This is a genomic window from uncultured Eudoraea sp., assembly GCF_947260015.1.
Taxonomy (GTDB): domain Bacteria; phylum Bacteroidota; class Bacteroidia; order Flavobacteriales; family Flavobacteriaceae; genus Eudoraea.
On sequence record NZ_CAMYOM010000020.1, the window covers coordinates 17,347 to 36,609 of the forward strand.

Here is a 19,263-nt window from a genome sequence, read left to right on the forward strand (position 1 = left end):
GTCATGAAACGTATTTTATATTATTTCATTCAATTAGTATTTGTAATCAGTGTTTTGAACTGTAAAAATGTAGAACCAATTCATAGATCAGACGTTCAGGAGGATCTAAATCCTGAAGATACCGTTATTGAACTTTCAAATGAACAATTTGAACAAAACGCCATGACAATAGGTAGTCTGGAAGAAAAATCTTTTCCTGAATTGGTTCAGGCCAATGGATTAATTGATGTGCCTCCGGCAAACAGAGCAGTAGTGAGCGCAACTATGGGTGGTTATATTAAAAATACGCATTTATTAATCGGAGATAGGGTAACCAAAGGACAAGCATTGGTAACTATTGAAAATCCGGATTTTGTGACCTTACAACAAGAATATTTAGAGATAAAGGAACAATTGACCTATTTGAAATCTGAATATGAACGTCAACAAATATTGATCAAGGAAAACATTTCATCACAAAAAAGTTTTTTAAAAGCTGAAAGTGAGTTTAAAAAAGCCGAAGCCACCTATAATGGGCTTAGAAAGCAATTAATTATACTCAAAATCTCCCCATCAGAAGTTGAAAAGGGTGTTATAAGTACAACCTCCACATTAAATGCCCCCATTAGTGGCAGCATTACTCAGGTTAATGTATCTCTGGGGATGTATGTTTCGCCCGCAACACCGATTATTGAAATTGTGGATAGTGATCATATTCATTTAGAATTATCTGTTTTTGAAAAGGATATAATGAAAATTCAAAAAGGACAGGAAATTAGTTTTAAAATACCCGAAGCATCATCAGAGGAGTATAAAGCAGAAGTTTATTTAATTAGTACATCCATTGAAGAAAACAGAACAATAAGAGTACATGGACATCTTAAAGATCGTACAAGTCATAATTTTCTGACTGGTATGTTTGTCAACGCAACTATAATTATTTCAGATAATGTTACCATGAGTATTCCTTCGGAGGCAATCGTATCCAATGAGGGCACTTCATACCTTTTATTATTGGAATCTAAGAAAGACCAAGTATATAATTTTAAACCGGTAAAAGTGCAAGTAAGCGCAGTATATAATGGTTACACCGCCATAAAGAATGCGAATGACTTTCCTGCTGATACAAAGTTTTTAACGAAGGGTGCATTTACCTTAATGGGCGAATGATGAAAAACATAAAATATTTATAGCAGAGTAAATTAACTTAATCCTACATCTAAGGCCATCATAATAATAAAACCTCCAATAAAGCCCATGGTGGCAATATCTGTGTATTTGTCCTGCTGCGTCTCTGGAATAACCTCTTCCACAACCACAAAGATCATCGCTCCTGCGGCAAATGATAATGCATAAGGGAGAATAGGTTGGAAAGTAAGAACCGCCCATGCTCCTAAAACTGCAGCTATGGGTTCTACCATAGCAGATGCTTGTCCGTAGGTAAAACTTTTTAGTCGGCTCAGCCCTTGCCTTCTTAATGGCATGGCCACTGCAAAACCTTCGGGAAAGTTTTGTAGGCCTATCCCGAGTGCCAAAGCTACTGCTCCACCTATATTGGCCCCTTCAAAACCGGCGGCAACTCCTCCAAAGAGCACCCCCACTGCAAGTCCCTCCGGAATATTATGTAGAGTTATGGCTAGAGTTAGCAGTGTTGTTTTATGCCAGGGAGTTTTTATCCCTTCACTTTCCTTAAAATTAATATGTATGTGTGGTAAAACCTTGTCCAGTCCATAAATAAAAACTGCACCAAGCAAAAATCCTACCGACGCTGGAATAACTTTAACAAAACCTTCCCCCGGGCTCATTTCTATTCCCGGAGCCAGAAGACTCCAAAAACTGGCAGCTACCATTACGCCACCGGTAAAACCCAGCATTCCATCAAGTACGGCCCTGTTCATGGTCTTAAAAAAAAAGACAAGCCCCGCACCCAAAGCAGTAAGGCCCCACGTAAAAAGTGTTGCATAAAATGCCGCCAATATGGGATTGATTGATTCAAAATAACTAATAATACTCTCCATCATAACTTGATCATTTTAACGTATAAATTAGACGCTATTTGCTGTGAAAGATGTAATTCTCTTTGCCCAATAAGAATGCGCAATGAATTATCAAACTCTTCTTTTTCCAAAATTTTAATTTCATTACCAAGTGCAATATTGTTTTTGTCAAGGAACCTTAAGAATGCGGCAGATGAATCTTTTACCCCCACACATATTGCTGAAAAACCTATGGGAATTTGATTTAGTAGTTGATTATCACGCTCAATGAACTCCCCATTCTTACCGGGAATTGGATCTCCATGAGGATCAAATTTTGGAAAACTTAGCAGTTCATCAAGTTTATCAATTAGTTTTTCACTTTTAATATGCTCTAGTTGTTCAGCTATTTCATGTACTTCATCCCAGGTGAAATCTAATTTTTCTACTAAAAAAACCTCCCATAATCGATGTTTTCTTATAATCGATAAGGCAGTCTTAGTGCCAAGGTCGGTCAGTGATACCCCCTGATACTTTTTGTAATGAACCAGTCCCTTTTCTGATAATTTTTTCATCATATCGGTTACTGAAGAAGGTTTGGTTTCCATCTTTTCTGCCACGGCATTTGTTGAAATAACTTCAACATCTCCAATACTCAGATGGAATAAGGCCTTTATATAATTCTCCTCTGAATGGGTCATAAAAAAGTTTTAGCAAAAATACATTTTTATTTGTAGAAACAAATTTTTAGATTTGTCTAAATTTATTATTTGTCTAGTGAAATATAAAACGAACTTAATTAAACTAAGAGTAGCCTATATGGTTGTACTAGGTATTTTGTGCGGATTAAATATGTATTCACAAAACAATAGTATTAAAGGTGCTATTCTTGACGGAGAAGTACCTGTGCCTTTTGTTAATATATACCTTCAGGGAACGAACCTTGGTACATCTTCAGATAGGAATGGTGCGTTTTCCATTAATAACATTCCTGATGGCACCTACAAAATCAAAGCTTCTTCCATGGGGTACAGCAGTTTCTACCAAAAAGTAAATTTGGCTAATAATGGAGTGTTGGTGCTTAATATATTACTTAAAAGTTCATCAGAGCAATTGGAGGAAATGGTAGTAACCGGAACTTTAAAACCTGTAAGAAGATTGGAAAGTCCGGTTCCGGTGGAGGTATATAAGCCCGCTTTTTTTAAAAAAAATCCTACCTCAAGCATTTTTGAAGCCCTTCAAAATGTTAATGGCGTACGACCCCAGATTAACTGCAATGTCTGCAATACAGGGGACATCCACATTAACGGCCTAGAAGGGCCATATACGCTTGTCTTAATAGACGGGATGCCCATAGTAAGTGGTTTAGGTACTGTATACGGACTATCTGGTATACCCAACTCTTTAATAGAACAAATAGAAATTGTTAAAGGTCCTGCTTCTACTCTATACGGAAGTGAAGCCGTTGGGGGACTAATAAATATAATTACAAAAAACACGCTTGAAGCCCCTGCCTTTGCTGCAGACAGTTTTATGAGTGGTTGGGGTGAGTATAACCTGGATATTGGATCCAAAATTGAAATTGGAAATAATTCCAACTTATTGTTAGGCTTAAACTATTTCAAATACGACAACCCAATTGATGACAATGGAGATAATTTCACAGATTTAACCCTTCAGGATCGCATATCTTTCTTCCAAAAATGGAGTTTAAACAGAGAGTACAACCGTATTTTTTCTTTGGTCGGTCGCTTTTTTTATGAAGACCGATGGGGTGGTGAAATGCAATGGACACCTGAATTCAGGGGTGGTGATGAAATATATGGTGAAAGCATCTACACAAGAAGATGGGAAATACTGGGAAAATATCAATTGCCTGTAAAAGAAAATATACTGCTTTCTGTTTCTTATAATGACCATAGTCAAAATTCTGTGTATGGTACGGTGCCTTATCTTGCAGATCAGCGTATTGGTTTTGGGCAATTAACCTGGGATAAGGTTTTAGCAAAGCATGATCTCCTATTTGGAGGCGCAATAAAATACAATTATTATGATGATAATACCCCTGCAACTTCCAGATTAGCAAGTAATGAAGCAGACATAGTTTGGATCCCCAGCCTTTTTGTTCAGGATGAGATAAACTTTTCACAAAAACATTCTTTACTTACCGGTATTCGTTATGATTATGATAAAAGACACGGATCCATATTTACTCCAAGATTAGCCTATAAATGGAAATTTTCAGACAACGACATAATCCGATTAAATGCAGGTACAGGATTTAGGGTGGTCAACCTTTTTACTGAAGAACATGCCGCTTTAACCGGTGCCAGAGAGGTAATCATTGTAGAAGACTTAAAACCAGAACGTTCCATTAATGTGAATCTTAATTACCTTAAAAAAATATATAGCAACGATGGGACATTTATAGGTTTAGATGCCTCAGCCTTTTACACCTATTTCAACAATGTTATACTTCCGGATTATGATTCTGATCCCAATTTAATAATCTACAAAAATTTGGATGGGAAATCAGTTTCCAAGGGCATAAGTGCGAACCTGGACATGGCATTCCCTGCCGGACTGAAAATACTTTTAGGAGCTACTTTTATGGATGTAAGTAACACACAAAACGGTATCACACAACGGCAAATCCTCACCGAAAGTTTTAGCGGAACCTGGAGCATATCTTACGCTTTCAGAGCTATGAACCTTACTTTTGATTACACGGGGAATCTATATGGCCCAATGCGCCTCCCTCTTTTGGGCGAGCTCGATCCCAGACAGGAATATTCTCCCACATGGAGTATTCAAAATATTCAATTTACTTATTCCGGTGTGAAAGATTTTGAATTTTATGGAGGTGTAAAAAACTTGTTGGATTGGACTCCTAATAGGGGCAATCCATTTATAATTGCAAGGGCCAATGACCCTTTCGATAAAAATGTTCAATTCGACAATTCAGGAAACGCCATCCCTACAGCAGACAATCCATATGGCCTTACTTTTGATCCCACTTATGTGTATGGCCCAAATCAGGGGATGAGAGGTTTTATAGGATTGCGCTACCAATTGAACTAAAGGACCTTAGTTACTTGAATTGTAATTTGTACTTTTGATTTTTTTCATTCTAGTGCAGACAGACTTCGACTATATTATAATTGGTGCTGGTGCAGCTGGTTTAATGCTAGCTGATGCCTTTGGAAGCGATCCTTATTTTAAGGATAAAACTGTTTTATTAATCGACAAGGATGCCAAAAAAACCAATGATCGTACCTGGTGCTTTTGGGAAAAGAGTGCAGGTGATTTTGATAAAATCATCAGTAAAAGTTGGAACCAGATTCAATTTGAAGGGGAAAATTATAAGGCAAATCATGAGATAGCTCCCTATACTTATAAGATGTTGCGCGGGCTCGATTTTTATAGCAACTATCTGAATCGCATTCAGACTTATGAAAATATTACATTTTCACAAGCTCTGGTTACCGGAATGGTCGATCATAAAAGCCATGTGGAGGTAACTACTGAAAATGGAAATTTCCGGGCGGCACAAGTATTCAATAGTATTTTTGATTATAAGTCGCTTTATCAACAAACCAAATACCCTGTTTTACAACAGCACTTTGTCGGATGGTTTATTAAATCTGACAAGCCTGTTTTCAATCCGGAAATGGCCACTTTTATGGATTTTTCAATCCCTCAAAAAGGCAATACCCGCTTTATGTATGTTTTGCCATTTTCAGAAACCGAAGGTTTGGTTGAGTATACTCTGTTTTCCGCTGATACATTGCCCGAAGAAGAGTATGAAAATGCCATTAAAATTTATATTCACGAAAAACTTAATTGTGTCCAATACGAGATAACAGAGAAAGAAAGGGGTAATATTCCAATGACCTGCTATAATTTTTCCGCGATGAACAGTGCTAGCATATTACACATAGGAGTAGCAGGAGGTTGGGCCAAACCAAGCACAGGATACACCTTTATGAGTACGAACAGAAAAACCAAAGAATTGGTTATTTTTCTAAAAAAGAACAAACCACTTTCTTCATTTAGTCATAAAGATCGATATTGGTATTATGATTTGCTTTTATTAGATATCCTCTTTAAAGATAACAGCAAGGGAAGGCATATTTTTGAGTCTCTTTTTAAGGGTAGTAGCCCCCAACTCATTTTTAAATTTTTAGATGAAGGGACCAACATAAGAGAAGATCTTCATATTATTTCAAGTTGTCCGAAATCCTATTTTATAAAAGCACTATTTAATAGGTTATTCTAAACCTCCCTGTTCATTAGTTTATTACCAAATTGCTCTAGTAATTCCTTCTTATTTTCAGGAGCTTCAATAGATTTCAGTAACTTGAAGGCGTGCTGTGTATAGTTCTTAATCTCCATTTTAATTATTTCCACAGCACCACTCTGAATATATATTTCCTTTACGGTTTCTACTTTTTCATTAGGGTTAGCGGGTTTAATTGAAAAAAGATCTTTCAATTCATTTATTTGGTCTTCTGTACCTAATTCTATTGACTTAAGATAAAGAAATGTTTTTTTATTTTCAATAATGTCGCCACCAACCTGCTTTCCAAAAGTCTCAGGATCACCAAAGGCATCCAGATAATCATCCTGTAATTGAAAAGCTATTCCAAGGTTAATTCCATAATCATAAATTGCATCTTGAGAATTCAATGAAGCATTGGAAATAATTGCACCCATTTTCAAGGCCGCAGCCACCAATACGGCCGTTTTATAAGTGATCATTTTAAGATAATCCGGGATGGTAACATCCTCACCTGTGTTAAAGTCCATATCATATTGCTGCCCTTCACAAACTTCAATGGCCGTTTTACTAAAGACATTTAAAAGTGATTTGAACAACTCTGGCGGATAGCTTTCAAAATATTGGTAAGAGTTAATAAGCATTACGTCACCTGACAAAATACCAGTATTAATATCCCACTTTTTATGCACTGTCTTTTCACCTCTTCTCAAAGGTGCAGCATCCATAATATCATCATGTACCAATGAAAAGTTATGAAATACCTCAATAGCCAGTGCAGCATCCATTGCTTCCTCATAATTCCCACCAAAAACATCAGTGCTGATAAGAGTTAATATAGGTCTTAACCTCTTACCTCCTAAATCCATAATATAGGTTATTGGTTCATATAAATTCAGCGGGTCTTTGGATCTTAGCTTCTTCTCCAGATAGGCATTAAAACCATTCCTGAAAAATTCGATGTCTAGCATTTCTAAATTTTTTCCAAAAATACATTAAATGATGGCATTGAAGTGTATTTATGTAAACTTACTCGTAAGAAAAAATGACTTTAATCAGGTGTTTGTTAAAAAAATGTGAAACTTAGGAAACTTTTAATGTTTTTATAGTTTCCTAATTATATTTGACGTCCATTATGAAAGAAAAAATATTAGCTAAAGCAACGGATCTCTTTTTAAATCTTGGATTTAAGAGCGTAACTATGGACGACCTTGCTCAGGCAATGGGCATTTCTAAAAAAACCATTTATTCCAATTTTGAAAACAAAACTAAGTTGGTAGAAGCCTGTACAATGCATGTATTTGATTCCGTTTCCTGTGGAATTGATCAAATATGTTTACTTAAAAAGAATCCTATTGAAGAGCTCTATGAGATTAAAAGACTAGTGATGCAGCATTTAAACGATGAGAAAACCTCTCCACAATATCAGCTCCAAAAATACTATCCCGGAATTTTTAATACACTTCGAAATAAACAATTTGAAATGATGCATGATTGTGTTGTAAATAATGTGAAGAAAGGTATTGATCAAGATATATACAGGGATAATCTAAACATAGAATTTATCGCAAGAATTTACTTTTCAGGAATCACTAGTATTAAAGATAGCAGACTATTTCCTGTGGCTACATTTCCTGTGGTTGATCTTATGGACGACTATTTGGAATATCATCTCCGGGGAATTGTCACACCCAAAGGAAGAAAAATACTAAACAATATAATCAACTCTAATCAGGATTAAATGAAAGTTCAATTTCTAACAATTTTAGCATTCATATATGTTAGTTGTTCTTATTCCCAGGAACAGCACAATAGTTTTTCACTCGAAGAGGCTATCACTTATGCGCTGGAATATAACTACAGTGTTATTAATGCTGATAGAGAGATATTAGATGCTCGAAAACAAAAATGGGAGGTTATTGCTACCGGCTTACCTCAAATTGACGGTGATCTTAGCTACCAAAATCAGTTAAAACAACCGGTAACACTTATCCCCGGTGAATTTGTGGGAGGAGAACCAGGATCTTTTCTCCCTGTTGTGTTTGGACAACAAAATCAGGTAAATGCAACTGCCACCCTACGCCAGCAGATATTCGATGGATCATATATTGTAGGCGTACAGGCTACGGAAGCCTTTCTTAGATATAGTCAAAACAACAAGGAGAAAACAGATCAGGAAATAAGGAAAGCTGTTATAGAAGCATATGGTAATGTTTTGCTTGCCCGGGAAACAGTCGCTATCCTTGAGAACAATAAGAAAACTCTGGAGAAAAATCTCTTTGAAACTGAAAAACTCTTTGAAAACGGCCTTGGAGATGAAGAAAGTGTTGAGCAACTTCAAATTACATTGTCTTCCATTATTAGCGCATTAAAAAATGCAATCCGATTTGAAGATATAACCCTACAAATGTTGAATTTAATTATGGGGCTTCCAATTGAAGATCAAACTGTATTAAAAGAAAATCTGGATGATCTGGTATTAAAACAAATTGATTTTAACCTCCTTGAATCTGAATTCTTAATGGAAAATAATGTGGATTACAAGTTAGTAGCCAACCTAAATGAGCAAAGGTATTACGAGTTAAAGCTGGCTAAAAGTAAAGCCTTGCCTTCACTTAATGCTTTTGTAAATTATGGAGCCTCTGCTTTTAGCAACACCTTTACATTCTTCGACAGTGAACAGCGATGGTTCGGATCATCTGTGCTGGGCTTCGATTTGAAAATTCCTATTTTCAGTTCTCTCAATAGAAGTGCAACTACCCAAAGAGCGAAAATTGCTCTGGACCAGGCAAAAACGCAACTGACAGAAACAGAAGAACAGATAAGACTTCAACTCGAACGGGCTAAAAGCGATTACATTTTCTCTATTGAGGACTATGAAACTACAAAAAGCAATCTCAATCTGGCAGAGCGGATTGAAAAGAAAAACCAAACAAAATATTTTGAAGGTCTGGCTACAAGTTTTGAATTAAGACAGGCACAAATACAACTTTATACCGCACAGCAGGATTACCTGGAGTCTATGGTAGAAGTTATCAATAGAAAAACAGAATTGGAAACCGTTCTCAACAATTAAACCATCAACTCACAAACTCAAATAAAATGAAAAATATTCTTTTAATACTTCTTATTTCAATGGTTTTCGCAGCATGTGGAAATGGAACTGTCCAAACCGTTGAAACCTTGATTGCTGAGGGGGATTTAGAGGCAATTAAATTAAAAAAACAAGAACTAACTGAAAAGCAAAAAACATTGAACGAAGAACTTAGACTTCTGGATTCTGTCATCAATTTGCAGGATAGTAATTCAAAATTAGCCTTGGTGTCCACCTTTAAAACGGATGAACAAGCATTTCAACATTATCTCGATCTGCAGGGGAACGTCATGACCAAACAGAATGTATTGATCTATCCTGAAATGACGGGAACTTTGCTTAAAGTATATGTGAAAGAAGGTCAAAAGGTGAATAAAGGTCAGCTTTTAGCTACTATTGATGACGGTGGAATGAGCAGTCAACTCGCACAATTAAAAACCCAGGCTGCACTTGCTAAAACTACATTTGAACGCCAAAAAAGACTTTGGGAGCAAAAAATTGGATCTGAAATTCAATATCTGCAGGCTGAAACAAATTATCTGGCAGTAGAGAATTCTGTTAAACAAGCTCAAAGTCAGTTGTCAAAGGCAAATGTAAGAGCTCCTTTTTCGGGAATTATTGATGATGTCATTCAGGAACAGGGAACCGTTGTTTCCCCGGGTAACGGACAAGCAGTATTCCGCATTGTCAACCTCTCGGATATGTATATCCAGGTAGATGTTCCTGAAAGTTATTTAAAAGGAGTAACTGTAGGCAAGGAGGTAAAAGTCTATTTTCCTGTACTGGGCGATAGCATTACTTCGGTAATACGTCAAACAGGCAATTTCATCAATCCAACTAACAGATCCTTTCGGGTTGAAATAGCTGTGCCAAATAAAAAGAGAAATATAAAGCCAAATCTTACAGCTCGAGTGCAGATAAATAATTACAGCAGTGATAATGCGATTTTAATTCCACAGAGTGTGATTTCTGAAAATGCCCTAGGTGAACAATATGTTTATCTCGCTACAGAGGCTGATTCTAATAATATGGCAATAGCAAAAAAACAAATTATAAATACAGGTCAAACACAGGGAGACTACGTAGAAGTATTAGCCGGAATTACACCTGGCGCACAAGTAATATTGGAAGGTGCACGCAATGTCAGGGAAAACCAGCAAATAAAAATAATTCAATAGTCTTATGAGCAAACAACATAAAAATACAAATAAGGAATTTAAATTGTCTTCCTGGGCTATCGATAACCCTTCGGTCATTTACGTAATGATTGGTATCTTTTTATTCATTGGATTGTCTTCCTATTTTTCAATGCCAAGAGAAGATTTTCCTGAAGTAAAAGAAACCAAAATTTATATTAGTAGTGTTTACCCCGGAAATACGGCTGAAGATATTGAGCGTCTGCTTACGGATCCTCTGGAAGACAAGCTTAAAAATGTGAGTAATCTGGTAGAAATCACATCTACTTCACAAGAAGATTATTCAATGATCGTGGTTGAATTTGATGAAGATATTTCTGTTGAAAATGCTAAACAAAAAGTAAAGGACGAAGTTGACAGTGAAAAGGCAGGAGAAGACTGGCCAATTTTTAATGGTGCAAAAGTAGAGCCTGATGTTTTTGACCTCAATATATCTGAATCTTATCCTATCATGAATGTGAACCTAACAGGAGATTATCCTGTTGACAAATTAAAGGAATTCGGAGAGTATCTCGAAGATGAAATAGAAGATTTACCAGAGATAAAAGGTGTAGATATCAGGGGGGCTCAGGAAAAAGAAGTAGAAGTAGCCGTTGATATTTATAAAATGATGGCGGCCAAGGTGAGCTTTGATGATGTAATACAAGCCATAAATAATGGGAACATGACCATGTCTGCAGGAAATTTAAACACCAGCGGACAGCGCCGTACAATACGAATTTTAGGCGAAATTGAAGATCCAAGTGAACTTGAAAACTTTGTTGTTAAATCGGAAAACAATGCGGCTGTTTATCTAAAGGATATTGCTGCGGTTTCATTCAAGGAAGAAGAGAAAACTACCTATGCCAGAGAACGAGGCAGTAGTGTTGTAATGCTTGATATTAAAAAACGGGCGGGTAAAAACGCAATCACTGCGGCAGAGGAGATCAAAGAAATAGTGAAGAATGCAAGGGAGAACTATTTTCCCCCTGACCTGGAGGTTAGTATTGCCAATGATTCCTCGAGCCGAACTTTAAATCAGGTTGATGACCTGGTTAACAATATAATTTTTGGGATCATATTAGTGGTCACCGTTTTAATGTTCTTTTTAGGTTTTCGCAACGCCTTGTTTGTTGGTTTTGCAATCCCCATGTCCATGTTCATGTCCTTTATGGTCCTATCCGCCTTGGGTTATACGCTGAATACAATGATATTATTTGGACTTATTATGGGACTGGGCATGCTGGTGGACAATGGTATTGTGGTTGTTGAAAATGTCTACCGACTTATGGAAACAGAGGGAATGTCTCGTATTGAAGCTGCCAAAAAAGGTGTTGGCGAAATTGCATTTCCAATAATTATTTCTACTGCAACTACCGTAGCGGCTTTTATACCACTTGGGTTATGGCCTGGTATTATGGGTGAGTTTATGATCTTTTTCCCAATTACGCTATCTGTTGTTCTGGGCTCTTCACTATTTGTCGCCATTTTTATGAACTCCATGCTGGTGTCGCAATTTATGGAGGTGGGAGACAAAGAACTTACATTAAAACAACTTATACGCCTTAGTATCATACTTGGGGGATTTGGACTGTTTATCCTGGTATTTGGTGGAGAGGTACGCGGATTAGGTTCCTTGATGATCGTATTGGCCATCTTGTTCTGGATATACAAATACGGACTGAAAAAAGCAGCCTTAAACTTTCAGAAAAAATACTTATCCCGCTTTGAAAATTGGTACGAAAATCGTTTAAGGAGTGCTCTTAAGGGCAGAAATGTATATGCGTACTTTGGTTTTACGGTACTCTTGTTGATAACAGCCTTTATTGCATTTGGCATCTCGCTTGGAAGTGGTAGAACAAAGGTGGAATTTTTTCCGGACAACACGCCTAACGAGATTTATGTCTATATAGAGTATCCACAAGGCACAGCCATTGAAAAGACCAATGCAATAACAAAGAATATCGAAAAAAGAGTTTATGCCATCGCCGATGATCCAAAATATATGGATGGTGAAAATAATTTACTTGTGGCATCCAGTGTTTCCCAGGTGGGTAAGGGTGCAGAAAATCCATTTACAGAAGGAGGATCAGCAGCAGAAATGCCGCACAGAGGAAAAATTACCATTTCTATGAGAGAGTATAAGTTCAGAGGTGGCAGGGATACCGAAGCACTCAGAAAGGAAATTCAGGACGGTTTAAAAGATATATACCCGGGGATTGCTATTTCTGTAGAAAAAGACGCCGTTGCTCCTCCATCGGGTTATCCGATAAATATTGAAATCGAAGGGAAGGATTATAACGTCTTAATAAATACCGCAGAGCAAATGCGAAATTTCCTAAATACAAAAAATATTGAAGGAATAGAAGAGCTAAAGATAGATGTCAATACCGGAAAACCCAGTATGCAAGTGACTGTAGATCGTGCAAAAGCAGGCGAACTCGGTGTATCTGTAGGCCAGGTTGGCATGCAGTTAAGGCGTTCACTCTTTGGAGACAAAGCCGGAATTTATAAAGAAGGTGGTGAAGATTATGACATTAATGTTCGCTTTAATAAAGACCTTAGATATAATACCAGTGCTCTATTTAATCAGAATGTAATTTTCAGGGACCAGGCAACAGGCAAGATAAAAGAAATTCCTGTTTCTGCCGTGGCATCTCAGAGGAATACCTCTAGTTTTAGTGCGATAAAACACAAGGACACTAAACGTGTTGTGACACTTTATTCGGGACTCAGACCAGGATTTACCGATGCCGGGGCAATTGTAGCTGAGATAAAAAAGCAAATGGAAGAATATAGCGACATTCCAGCCAATGTAAAAATAGACTATACAGGACAGATTGAAGAACAAAATAAACAGATGCAATTTTTAGTTGGTGCATTCTTTTCGGGGCTTGGCTTGATAATGTTAATTCTTGTGTTCCAATTTGGAGGAGTCTCTAAACCAGCTATTATAATGACCGCCATTTTCCTGAGTCTTATCGGGGTTTTTGGTGGATTAATGATAACTGGCTGGCCATTTGTAATTATGATGACCATGATGGGAATTATTTCTCTTGCAGGAATTGTTGTAAACAACGGGGTGGTCCTTTTAGATTATACGCAAATACTTATAGATCGAAAAAAGGTGTCTCTGGGCATGACGGATAAGGATTTATTAACAAGAGAACAGGTCACAGAATTAATTGTAAAAGGCGGGAAGGCCAGAATGCGGCCTGTATTACTAACCGCGATTACCACGGTTCTCGGACTAATTCCTTTAGCTATTGGCCTTAATATTGATTTCTTTTCATTGTTTACAAACTTTGATCCTAAGATCTACATTGGGGGAGATAACGTAATATTTTGGGGACCTCTTGCATGGACAGTTATATTTGGACTAATTGTAGCTACATTCCTTACATTGATAATAGTACCGGTTCTTTTTAATATAGTTTATAGAATTAAGATTAAACTTAAAAGGGGAAGTAAAAAAACACCTTTAAAAAAGAAAGATCTGGAAATAGCTGCATAGACTTTTATAGGGCATTCTTCAATAAAAACCCCGCGAAGTGCGGGGTTTTTTGCTTTAGTCGACCTGAACTAACAACTATTCATTTTCAGAAAGTGGTACAGGTAAAACATTATATATCACATCTCCTGGCCTATCTATAGGCAAAGTGCTGGACAATCCATAACGTCTAAGATCAAACATTCTATGGTTTTCAGACCACAAAGAATATCTTCTTTGATTCAATAGTTCAGTAGTTAGAGCATCAGCTGTTTGTGCTCCCGAATAATTTGGGAGAGCTGCAGAAGTACGAATCGTATTCAAAGCGTCTTCAGCGTCCTGCAGATTACTGGCGAAGATACTAGCTTCGGCATACAGCAGTATCAACTCCTCGTTTCTCAGGATTTGAATAGGAGATACATTTGTAGCATATAAACGCGTTTCATGGGTTCCTGTAAGCCCATCCTGGGAACTGGGATCCGATAGGGGTAATCGCGGTGCAGCCTTGGTAGCTACACGCATATCCCCTGCTTCAGCTTCATTAATCCAACTATCATGCACAATTATCTGATCCCCGTTGTTTATATTTTCTGGTGTAGATGGAACCCTGAACACAGGGTTTGCCTGATCTCCTCCACCCAATCCAAAAATATGAACAGGACCCAGATCCAGAGCTCCGTTAATATCAAAATAAGAACCGGTAAGTGCGGTTAACGCAGATGTGCCATCACCAGCATATACTGCGGCCAAAGCAGCTACGGCTCTGTTGAATTGGGTAAAAGTAGCCGGAGTGTCAAATCCGCTAAAACCACTACTCAAGGGAAAAGCAAAACTACCGCCTGCACTTGAAAGATTTCCCTGGGCCTCGTCTAACAAAGCACGGATTTGTGATAATGCATCGTCAAATTCTAAAATTGGACCGAGATTATCAGGGTCGGCTACATCCAATCTGGCCTTATTATAGGATTTTAAAACCTGGATTAATTCATAGGCCTTCATTGTTTTTGCAAACCCAATATATCCATTGGATTCGGTTTCACTAACAAATTCAGTGTTAGAGGCAGCTTCTATCAACAAATTAGCATTCTTTGTGGCGCGGTAATTACCATTCCATTGTTGCGTACTGTAAAACGAATTGTTGTCTAACGCAATACCGTCTTTTCCCAGAACATCTCCAGTATTTCTCGGATCAGCATCAAATAAATACAGTTCCCTGGCCATAGAGCCACTGGCCGTAACTTCCACTCCCAAACCATTCCTGGTAGTAGATTCTATCCCTACTACAAGTTCGTTCAATTGTCCTTTTGAGGCATTTGCTTGAACTCCACTGACACTGGGTCCGTCCGGGTCTTGTACTTTGTCAATTGAGCATGAGTACGCCATTACTAAAATAGAACAGGCCCATGCTAACATAGTTATCTTTTTGATTATATTTTTCATCTTCAATTTTTTAAAAGTTAACATTCAGGTGAAAGTAGAACTGCCTTGAACTGGGAAAGGGAGTAACCTCTATTCCACTGGAAAGCCCAGCACCACCATTAACGGATACCTCCGGATCATAACTGCTATAATCTGTAATGGTAAAAAGATTTCTGCCTGAGAACCCAAATTTTACACCCTCCACGGTATCGCCAAAAACATTGTTCACCGTTTTGGTCGGTAATCTATAATAGATCGCTGCTTCCCTCAGGCGAACATAGCCTGCCGGTTCAACAAATCGCAACGCATTGGCAGGTGTCGACAAACGTGCCTGCCCTTCAGGAGTTTCCAGATCCGGGGTAACACCTCCCAAATCCGTCAAGAAAGTGGAAAGATTGAGATTTTCACCTCCTTGTTTCCATTGCAAAAGAAACAACACATCAATCTGCTTAAACAACGTCAGGTTATTGCTAAAGGCCATCTGAAAATCTGGCTCAACATTTCCAACTTGAGTTTGGACACCATCAATTGTACCAACTAATTGGGTTACCGGTTTTCCTTCCTCTATAAAAAAGGTTCCCAAACCAAGACCAAAGCCTGCACCGGGCTGGGGAAAGGCCGGAACATCTAAACGGGTAATTTCCGATCGGTTTAGATAAAACAGAACCCCTGTATTCCATCTAATATTCCGACGATCCAGAACATCAGCCCTTAAACCTAATTCTATACCTTTATTCCTAAGGTCCGCCAGGTTGGTTGTTTCCTGAGTAAATCCTGTAGAGGCCGGGAGCGCTCTGGTAAGAATTAAATCTTTAACATCTTTGCTATAATATGTGGCCTCAAATGAAATACGATTTTGGAGGAAACCAAGGTCGAATCCCACTTCGAATTCCCTGGCAGTTTCTGGTTCAACATCTGGGTCTCCCTTAGCTGCTAAAACTGATTGTCCAATATTGCCCCCAATATTATTGGCTCCAAAACTGGTAAAAGTAGCTCCAAAACCTGCCGGGTTACCTGTTTCTCCATAAGCAACTCTAAACTTGAGTTGGCTTATATCCTCAACGCCCCAAAAATCAAAATTAGAAAAGTTCACTGCCAAAGACGCTTTTGGAAAGCCATAGAATTTATTTGGGTCCCCATTTCTACTGGATTTATCCATCCGAAATCCCAAGGTGGCAATAAACTGATCCTTATAATTTCCTTCAACCTGTGTAAAGAAACCAAAGTCCTCCTCTTCTGTCCTATTCTGAGCTATAACTTGGTTAACAGATTGATCTACGCTTGTCTGACCGGCTGCAAGAAGGGAACCCCTGCTATTTACCAAATTAGACTCCTGGTTCAGGTACGTTAAACCCATTTGGGTAGTTAATCCGAAATCTCCTCCTGTGGCGTCATAGTTCCATACACCAATAGCTTGTGTATTATATTGTGTGAAGTTATTCTTACCTACGCCAACAAACCCACCTTGGCCACCAATTTGAGCCTGATGTGTTTCGGGGACATAAACATTTGTCTCGTTAGCCAAATAGTCAAGTCCACCACTTAAAACCAATTTTACACGGTGTTTATCGGTTGTTAATATTTTAGTATTTAAGGTTAGCCCCTGAACTATACGATTGTTGCTATCTTCATTTTTTGCATTGTCCCTGACAAAAATCGGGTTCCCGGGATAGTTGGGGTTATTTGGATAGTTACCATTGGCATCAGGAAACAGATTGTTCCACGGTCGGGTGAACGCCAAGGTATAACCATAACTAAGTCCTCCTTCGTTCTCATTACCTGTAAAACTTCTACTAGAATTAGTTCTGGTATAATTGGTAGTAGATGTAAAATCAAAAACATTAGAAATCTTATGTTCTATATTGGTACGCAATGAAAAACGGTCAAAACCGGTATTTTTGATAATCCCATCTTCGTCTCTATACGCTCCACCTACATAGAACTTGGTTTTTTCATCTCCACCTGTCGCATTTAATCTTGTTTCTGTAATAAACCCTGTTTCGCCGTAGATAATGTCTTCAAAATCATAAAGGCTGCCCCGGGCAGCAATTGTTGCATCAAATTTGGCCCTTTCAGCGGCATCAAATGTTGATTCCACAGAAGCTGCAGTCCAGGGTCGTATCCCCAACGGATTGGCAATGGTATTGCTACCTACATCCTGGCTAAAACTGATTTTAGTTTTTCCAACTTTACCTCTTTTTGTAGTAATTATGATTACCCCGGCATTCCCTCTTTGTCCATAAATTGCAGCGGCAGAAGATCCTTTTAAAACTTCAATATTCTGAATATCATTTGGATCCAGATCTGCCAAGCGGTTACTGGAATTTTCTTCATTACCCGAGTTTGCGCCCGAGGCAAATCTCAAGCCGGAGGGTATCTCCACATTATTGTAGTAGACTCCGTCTACAATAATCAGAGGCTGGTTGTTTCCATTGATAGAAGAAACACCCCTAAGCCTTAAGGCAAATCCACCACCGGGAGCTCCGGAAGATGATGTAATGTTCACCCCGGGTACTTTGCCATACAGTGCCCCATCTACCGTAGACTGACTTGTTGTGCCCACTAGCTCCTGTGAAGAAACCGTTGAAACCGCATTAGCTAAATTTTCACGTTTTACTGAAGTTCCCAAACCTGTAATAACCACCTCGTCCAGACCAGTAGCTGATTCTGCTAAAGTGACATTCAGTGTTGTTGCATCCGTTATCCGAATTTCTCTGGTTTCGAATCCCAAAGAGGAAAAAACCAAGGTTGCCGGAAAATTGTTGACAGAAATTTCATAATTCCCATCAAAATCGCTCGTAGTTCCTGTTGAGGTACCTTTTATTACAATATCTACCCCTATTAAGGGAGTACCATTTAATTCATCCTGGATATTCCCACGGACAGTTGCTTGCGAAAACGCCAAAAACGGCAGCGCAAGAAAAAGCCATAGAAATACCTTGTTAAGTTGAGTTTTTTTCATGTTCAATTAGTATTAAGAATTAGCTATTATACATTCCAAGGTAGTGAAGAAAAGGTATAATCAAAATTTTTTTTAAGTTTTTCTTAACAAAGCTATCATCATAAAAATAAAAAATATGCCAGAAAACACGTTTTAATAATATGGGGTGCAAGCATATCTTCTTACATTTGCGGCTGTAAAACAAGGCACTTAAAATGTATAGGAGTCATACTTGTGGTGAATTAAGATCATCACACATAAATAAGGAAGTCACTTTGTCTGGTTGGGTGCAAAAAACAAGAGACAAAGGGTTTGTGGTCTGGGCAGATCTTCGGGATCGATATGGCATTACCCAACTGGTATTTGATGAAGAACGGAGTGATCCTGAAATATTAGAAAAAGCCAGGGTTTTAGGTCGCGAATTTGTAATACAGGTAAAGGGTACTGTAATTGAACGATCTTCTAAAAATTCCAATATCCCTACAGGAGAAATTGAAATATTGGTTACAAAACTTCAGGTATTAAACGAATCCTTATTACCTCCATTTACAATTGAAGACAAAACTGATGGAGGTGAGGACCTGAGAATGAAATATCGCTATCTGGATATTCGAAGAAATCCTGTCAAAGAAAATCTAATTTTTCGTAGTAGAGTTACGATCGAAGTAAGAAATTACCTTTCCAAACAAGGGTTTATCGAAGTGGAAACTCCTTATTTAATAAAATCAACTCCGGAAGGGGCACGAGATTTTGTAGTTCCAAGCAGGATGAATGAAGGACAGTTCTATGCTCTGCCACAATCTCCTCAAACCTTCAAACAATTACTCATGGTAGGTGGGTTGGATAAATATTTTCAGATAGTAAAATGCTTTAGAGATGAAGATTTGCGCGCTGACCGACAACCAGAATT

13 protein-coding genes are annotated in these 19,263 nt (G+C 38.0%); 8 read left to right on the forward strand and 5 right to left on the reverse strand.

Features of this window, described 5'->3' with window-relative positions; genetic code table 11:
• The first annotated feature begins 3 nt into the window (after nucleotides 1-3).
• Nucleotides 4-1,149 carry an efflux RND transporter periplasmic adaptor subunit gene (locus Q0X66_RS09785; RefSeq protein WP_297705814.1) on the forward strand — a complete coding sequence of 382 codons (1,146 nt, stop codon included), beginning with the start codon at nucleotides 4-6 and terminating at the stop codon, nucleotides 1,147-1,149.
• Between the two features lie 32 nt (nucleotides 1,150-1,181).
• Here the strand turns inward: Q0X66_RS09785 and Q0X66_RS09790 are convergent, their stop codons facing one another.
• Together Q0X66_RS09790 and Q0X66_RS09795 are read right to left on the reverse strand one after the other, a co-directional pair.
• Entirely contained in the window at nucleotides 1,182-1,997 is an 816-nt protein-coding gene (locus Q0X66_RS09790; RefSeq protein WP_297705909.1) for a ZIP family metal transporter, read from the reverse strand.
• Nucleotides 1,997-2,656: a metal-dependent transcriptional regulator gene (locus tag Q0X66_RS09795; protein WP_297705817.1), complete on the reverse strand. Its 660-nt coding sequence runs from the start codon at nucleotides 2,654-2,656 to the stop codon at nucleotides 1,997-1,999. The genes Q0X66_RS09790 and Q0X66_RS09795 overlap by 1 nt, the downstream gene beginning before the upstream one ends.
• Before the next feature lie 151 nt (nucleotides 2,657-2,807).
• Between Q0X66_RS09795 and Q0X66_RS09800 the strand changes: the two genes are divergently transcribed.
• Complete coding sequence (locus tag Q0X66_RS09800; protein ID WP_297705912.1) at nucleotides 2,808-5,036, forward strand: TonB-dependent receptor; 2,229 nt, start codon at nucleotides 2,808-2,810, stop codon at nucleotides 5,034-5,036.
• Between the two features lie 34 nt (nucleotides 5,037-5,070).
• Nucleotides 5,071-6,234 (forward strand): lycopene cyclase family protein, encoded by a 1,164-nt coding sequence (locus tag Q0X66_RS09805; RefSeq protein ID WP_297705819.1) that lies wholly within the window; start codon nucleotides 5,071-5,073, stop codon nucleotides 6,232-6,234.
• Here Q0X66_RS09805 and Q0X66_RS09810 read toward each other — a convergent pair.
• A complete protein-coding gene (locus tag Q0X66_RS09810) occupies nucleotides 6,231-7,205 on the reverse strand; it encodes a polyprenyl synthetase family protein (RefSeq protein ID WP_297705821.1) in 975 nt (324 codons plus the stop codon). The two genes, Q0X66_RS09805 and Q0X66_RS09810, sit on opposite strands and share 4 nt — an antisense overlap.
• 164 nt (nucleotides 7,206-7,369) lie before the next feature.
• Between Q0X66_RS09810 and Q0X66_RS09815 the strand changes: the two genes are divergently transcribed.
• The 4 genes from Q0X66_RS09815 to Q0X66_RS09830 are packed head-to-tail and all read left to right on the forward strand — an operon-like array spanning nucleotide 7,370 to nucleotide 14,017.
• Entirely contained in the window at nucleotides 7,370-7,975 is a 606-nt protein-coding gene (locus Q0X66_RS09815) for a TetR/AcrR family transcriptional regulator (RefSeq protein WP_297705823.1), read from the forward strand.
• Complete coding sequence (locus Q0X66_RS09820) at nucleotides 7,976-9,310, forward strand: TolC family protein (protein ID WP_297705825.1); 1,335 nt, start codon at nucleotides 7,976-7,978, stop codon at nucleotides 9,308-9,310.
• A gap of 26 nt (nucleotides 9,311-9,336) precedes the next feature.
• Nucleotides 9,337-10,506: an efflux RND transporter periplasmic adaptor subunit gene (locus tag Q0X66_RS09825; protein ID WP_297705827.1), complete on the forward strand. Its 1,170-nt coding sequence runs from the start codon at nucleotides 9,337-9,339 to the stop codon at nucleotides 10,504-10,506.
• Between the two features lie 4 nt (nucleotides 10,507-10,510).
• Nucleotides 10,511-14,017 carry an efflux RND transporter permease subunit gene (locus Q0X66_RS09830; RefSeq protein WP_297705829.1) on the forward strand — a complete coding sequence of 1,169 codons (3,507 nt, stop codon included), beginning with the start codon at nucleotides 10,511-10,513 and terminating at the stop codon, nucleotides 14,015-14,017.
• Nucleotides 14,018-14,092: 75 nt separating this feature from the next.
• Here the strand turns inward: Q0X66_RS09830 and Q0X66_RS09835 are convergent, their stop codons facing one another.
• Nucleotides 14,093-15,433, reverse strand: a complete 1,341-nt coding sequence (locus Q0X66_RS09835) for a RagB/SusD family nutrient uptake outer membrane protein (RefSeq protein ID WP_297705831.1) — start codon at nucleotides 15,431-15,433, stop codon at nucleotides 14,093-14,095.
• Between the two features lie 10 nt (nucleotides 15,434-15,443).
• The gene (locus Q0X66_RS09840; protein WP_297705833.1) at nucleotides 15,444-18,374 is read right to left on the reverse strand and encodes a SusC/RagA family TonB-linked outer membrane protein; all 2,931 of its coding nucleotides are present in this window, start codon (nucleotides 18,372-18,374) and stop codon (nucleotides 15,444-15,446) included.
• Nucleotides 18,375-18,568: 194 nt separating this feature from the next.
• Here Q0X66_RS09840 and Q0X66_RS09845 point away from each other — a divergent pair.
• The coding region (locus Q0X66_RS09845; protein WP_297705835.1) for an amino acid--tRNA ligase-related protein at nucleotides 18,569-19,263 on the forward strand (695 nt) is incomplete at its 3' end.

Excerpts from the sequence above, each read along its gene's own strand:
- Q0X66_RS09795 (WP_297705817.1), bottom strand. The coding sequence starts at position 2,656 with ATGACCCATTCAGAGGAGAATTATATAAAGGCCTTATTCCATCTGAGT.
- Q0X66_RS09790 (WP_297705909.1), bottom strand. The coding sequence starts at position 1,997 with ATGGAGAGTATTATTAGTTATTTTGAATCAATCAATCCCATATTGGCG.
- Q0X66_RS09825 (WP_297705827.1), top strand. The coding sequence starts at position 9,337 with ATGAAAAATATTCTTTTAATACTTCTTATTTCAATGGTTTTCGCAGCA.
- Q0X66_RS09820 (WP_297705825.1), top strand. The coding sequence starts at position 7,976 with ATGAAAGTTCAATTTCTAACAATTTTAGCATTCATATATGTTAGTTGT.
- Q0X66_RS09840 (WP_297705833.1), bottom strand. The coding sequence starts at position 18,374 with ATGAAAAAAACTCAACTTAACAAGGTATTTCTATGGCTTTTTCTTGCG.
- Q0X66_RS09800 (WP_297705912.1), top strand. The coding sequence starts at position 2,808 with ATGTATTCACAAAACAATAGTATTAAAGGTGCTATTCTTGACGGAGAA.
- Q0X66_RS09785 (WP_297705814.1), top strand. The coding sequence starts at position 4 with ATGAAACGTATTTTATATTATTTCATTCAATTAGTATTTGTAATCAGT.
- Q0X66_RS09830 (WP_297705829.1), top strand. The coding sequence starts at position 10,511 with ATGAGCAAACAACATAAAAATACAAATAAGGAATTTAAATTGTCTTCC.
- Q0X66_RS09835 (WP_297705831.1), bottom strand. The coding sequence starts at position 15,433 with ATGAAAAATATAATCAAAAAGATAACTATGTTAGCATGGGCCTGTTCT.
- Q0X66_RS09815 (WP_297705823.1), top strand. The coding sequence starts at position 7,370 with ATGAAAGAAAAAATATTAGCTAAAGCAACGGATCTCTTTTTAAATCTT.
- Q0X66_RS09810 (WP_297705821.1), bottom strand. The coding sequence starts at position 7,205 with ATGCTAGACATCGAATTTTTCAGGAATGGTTTTAATGCCTATCTGGAG.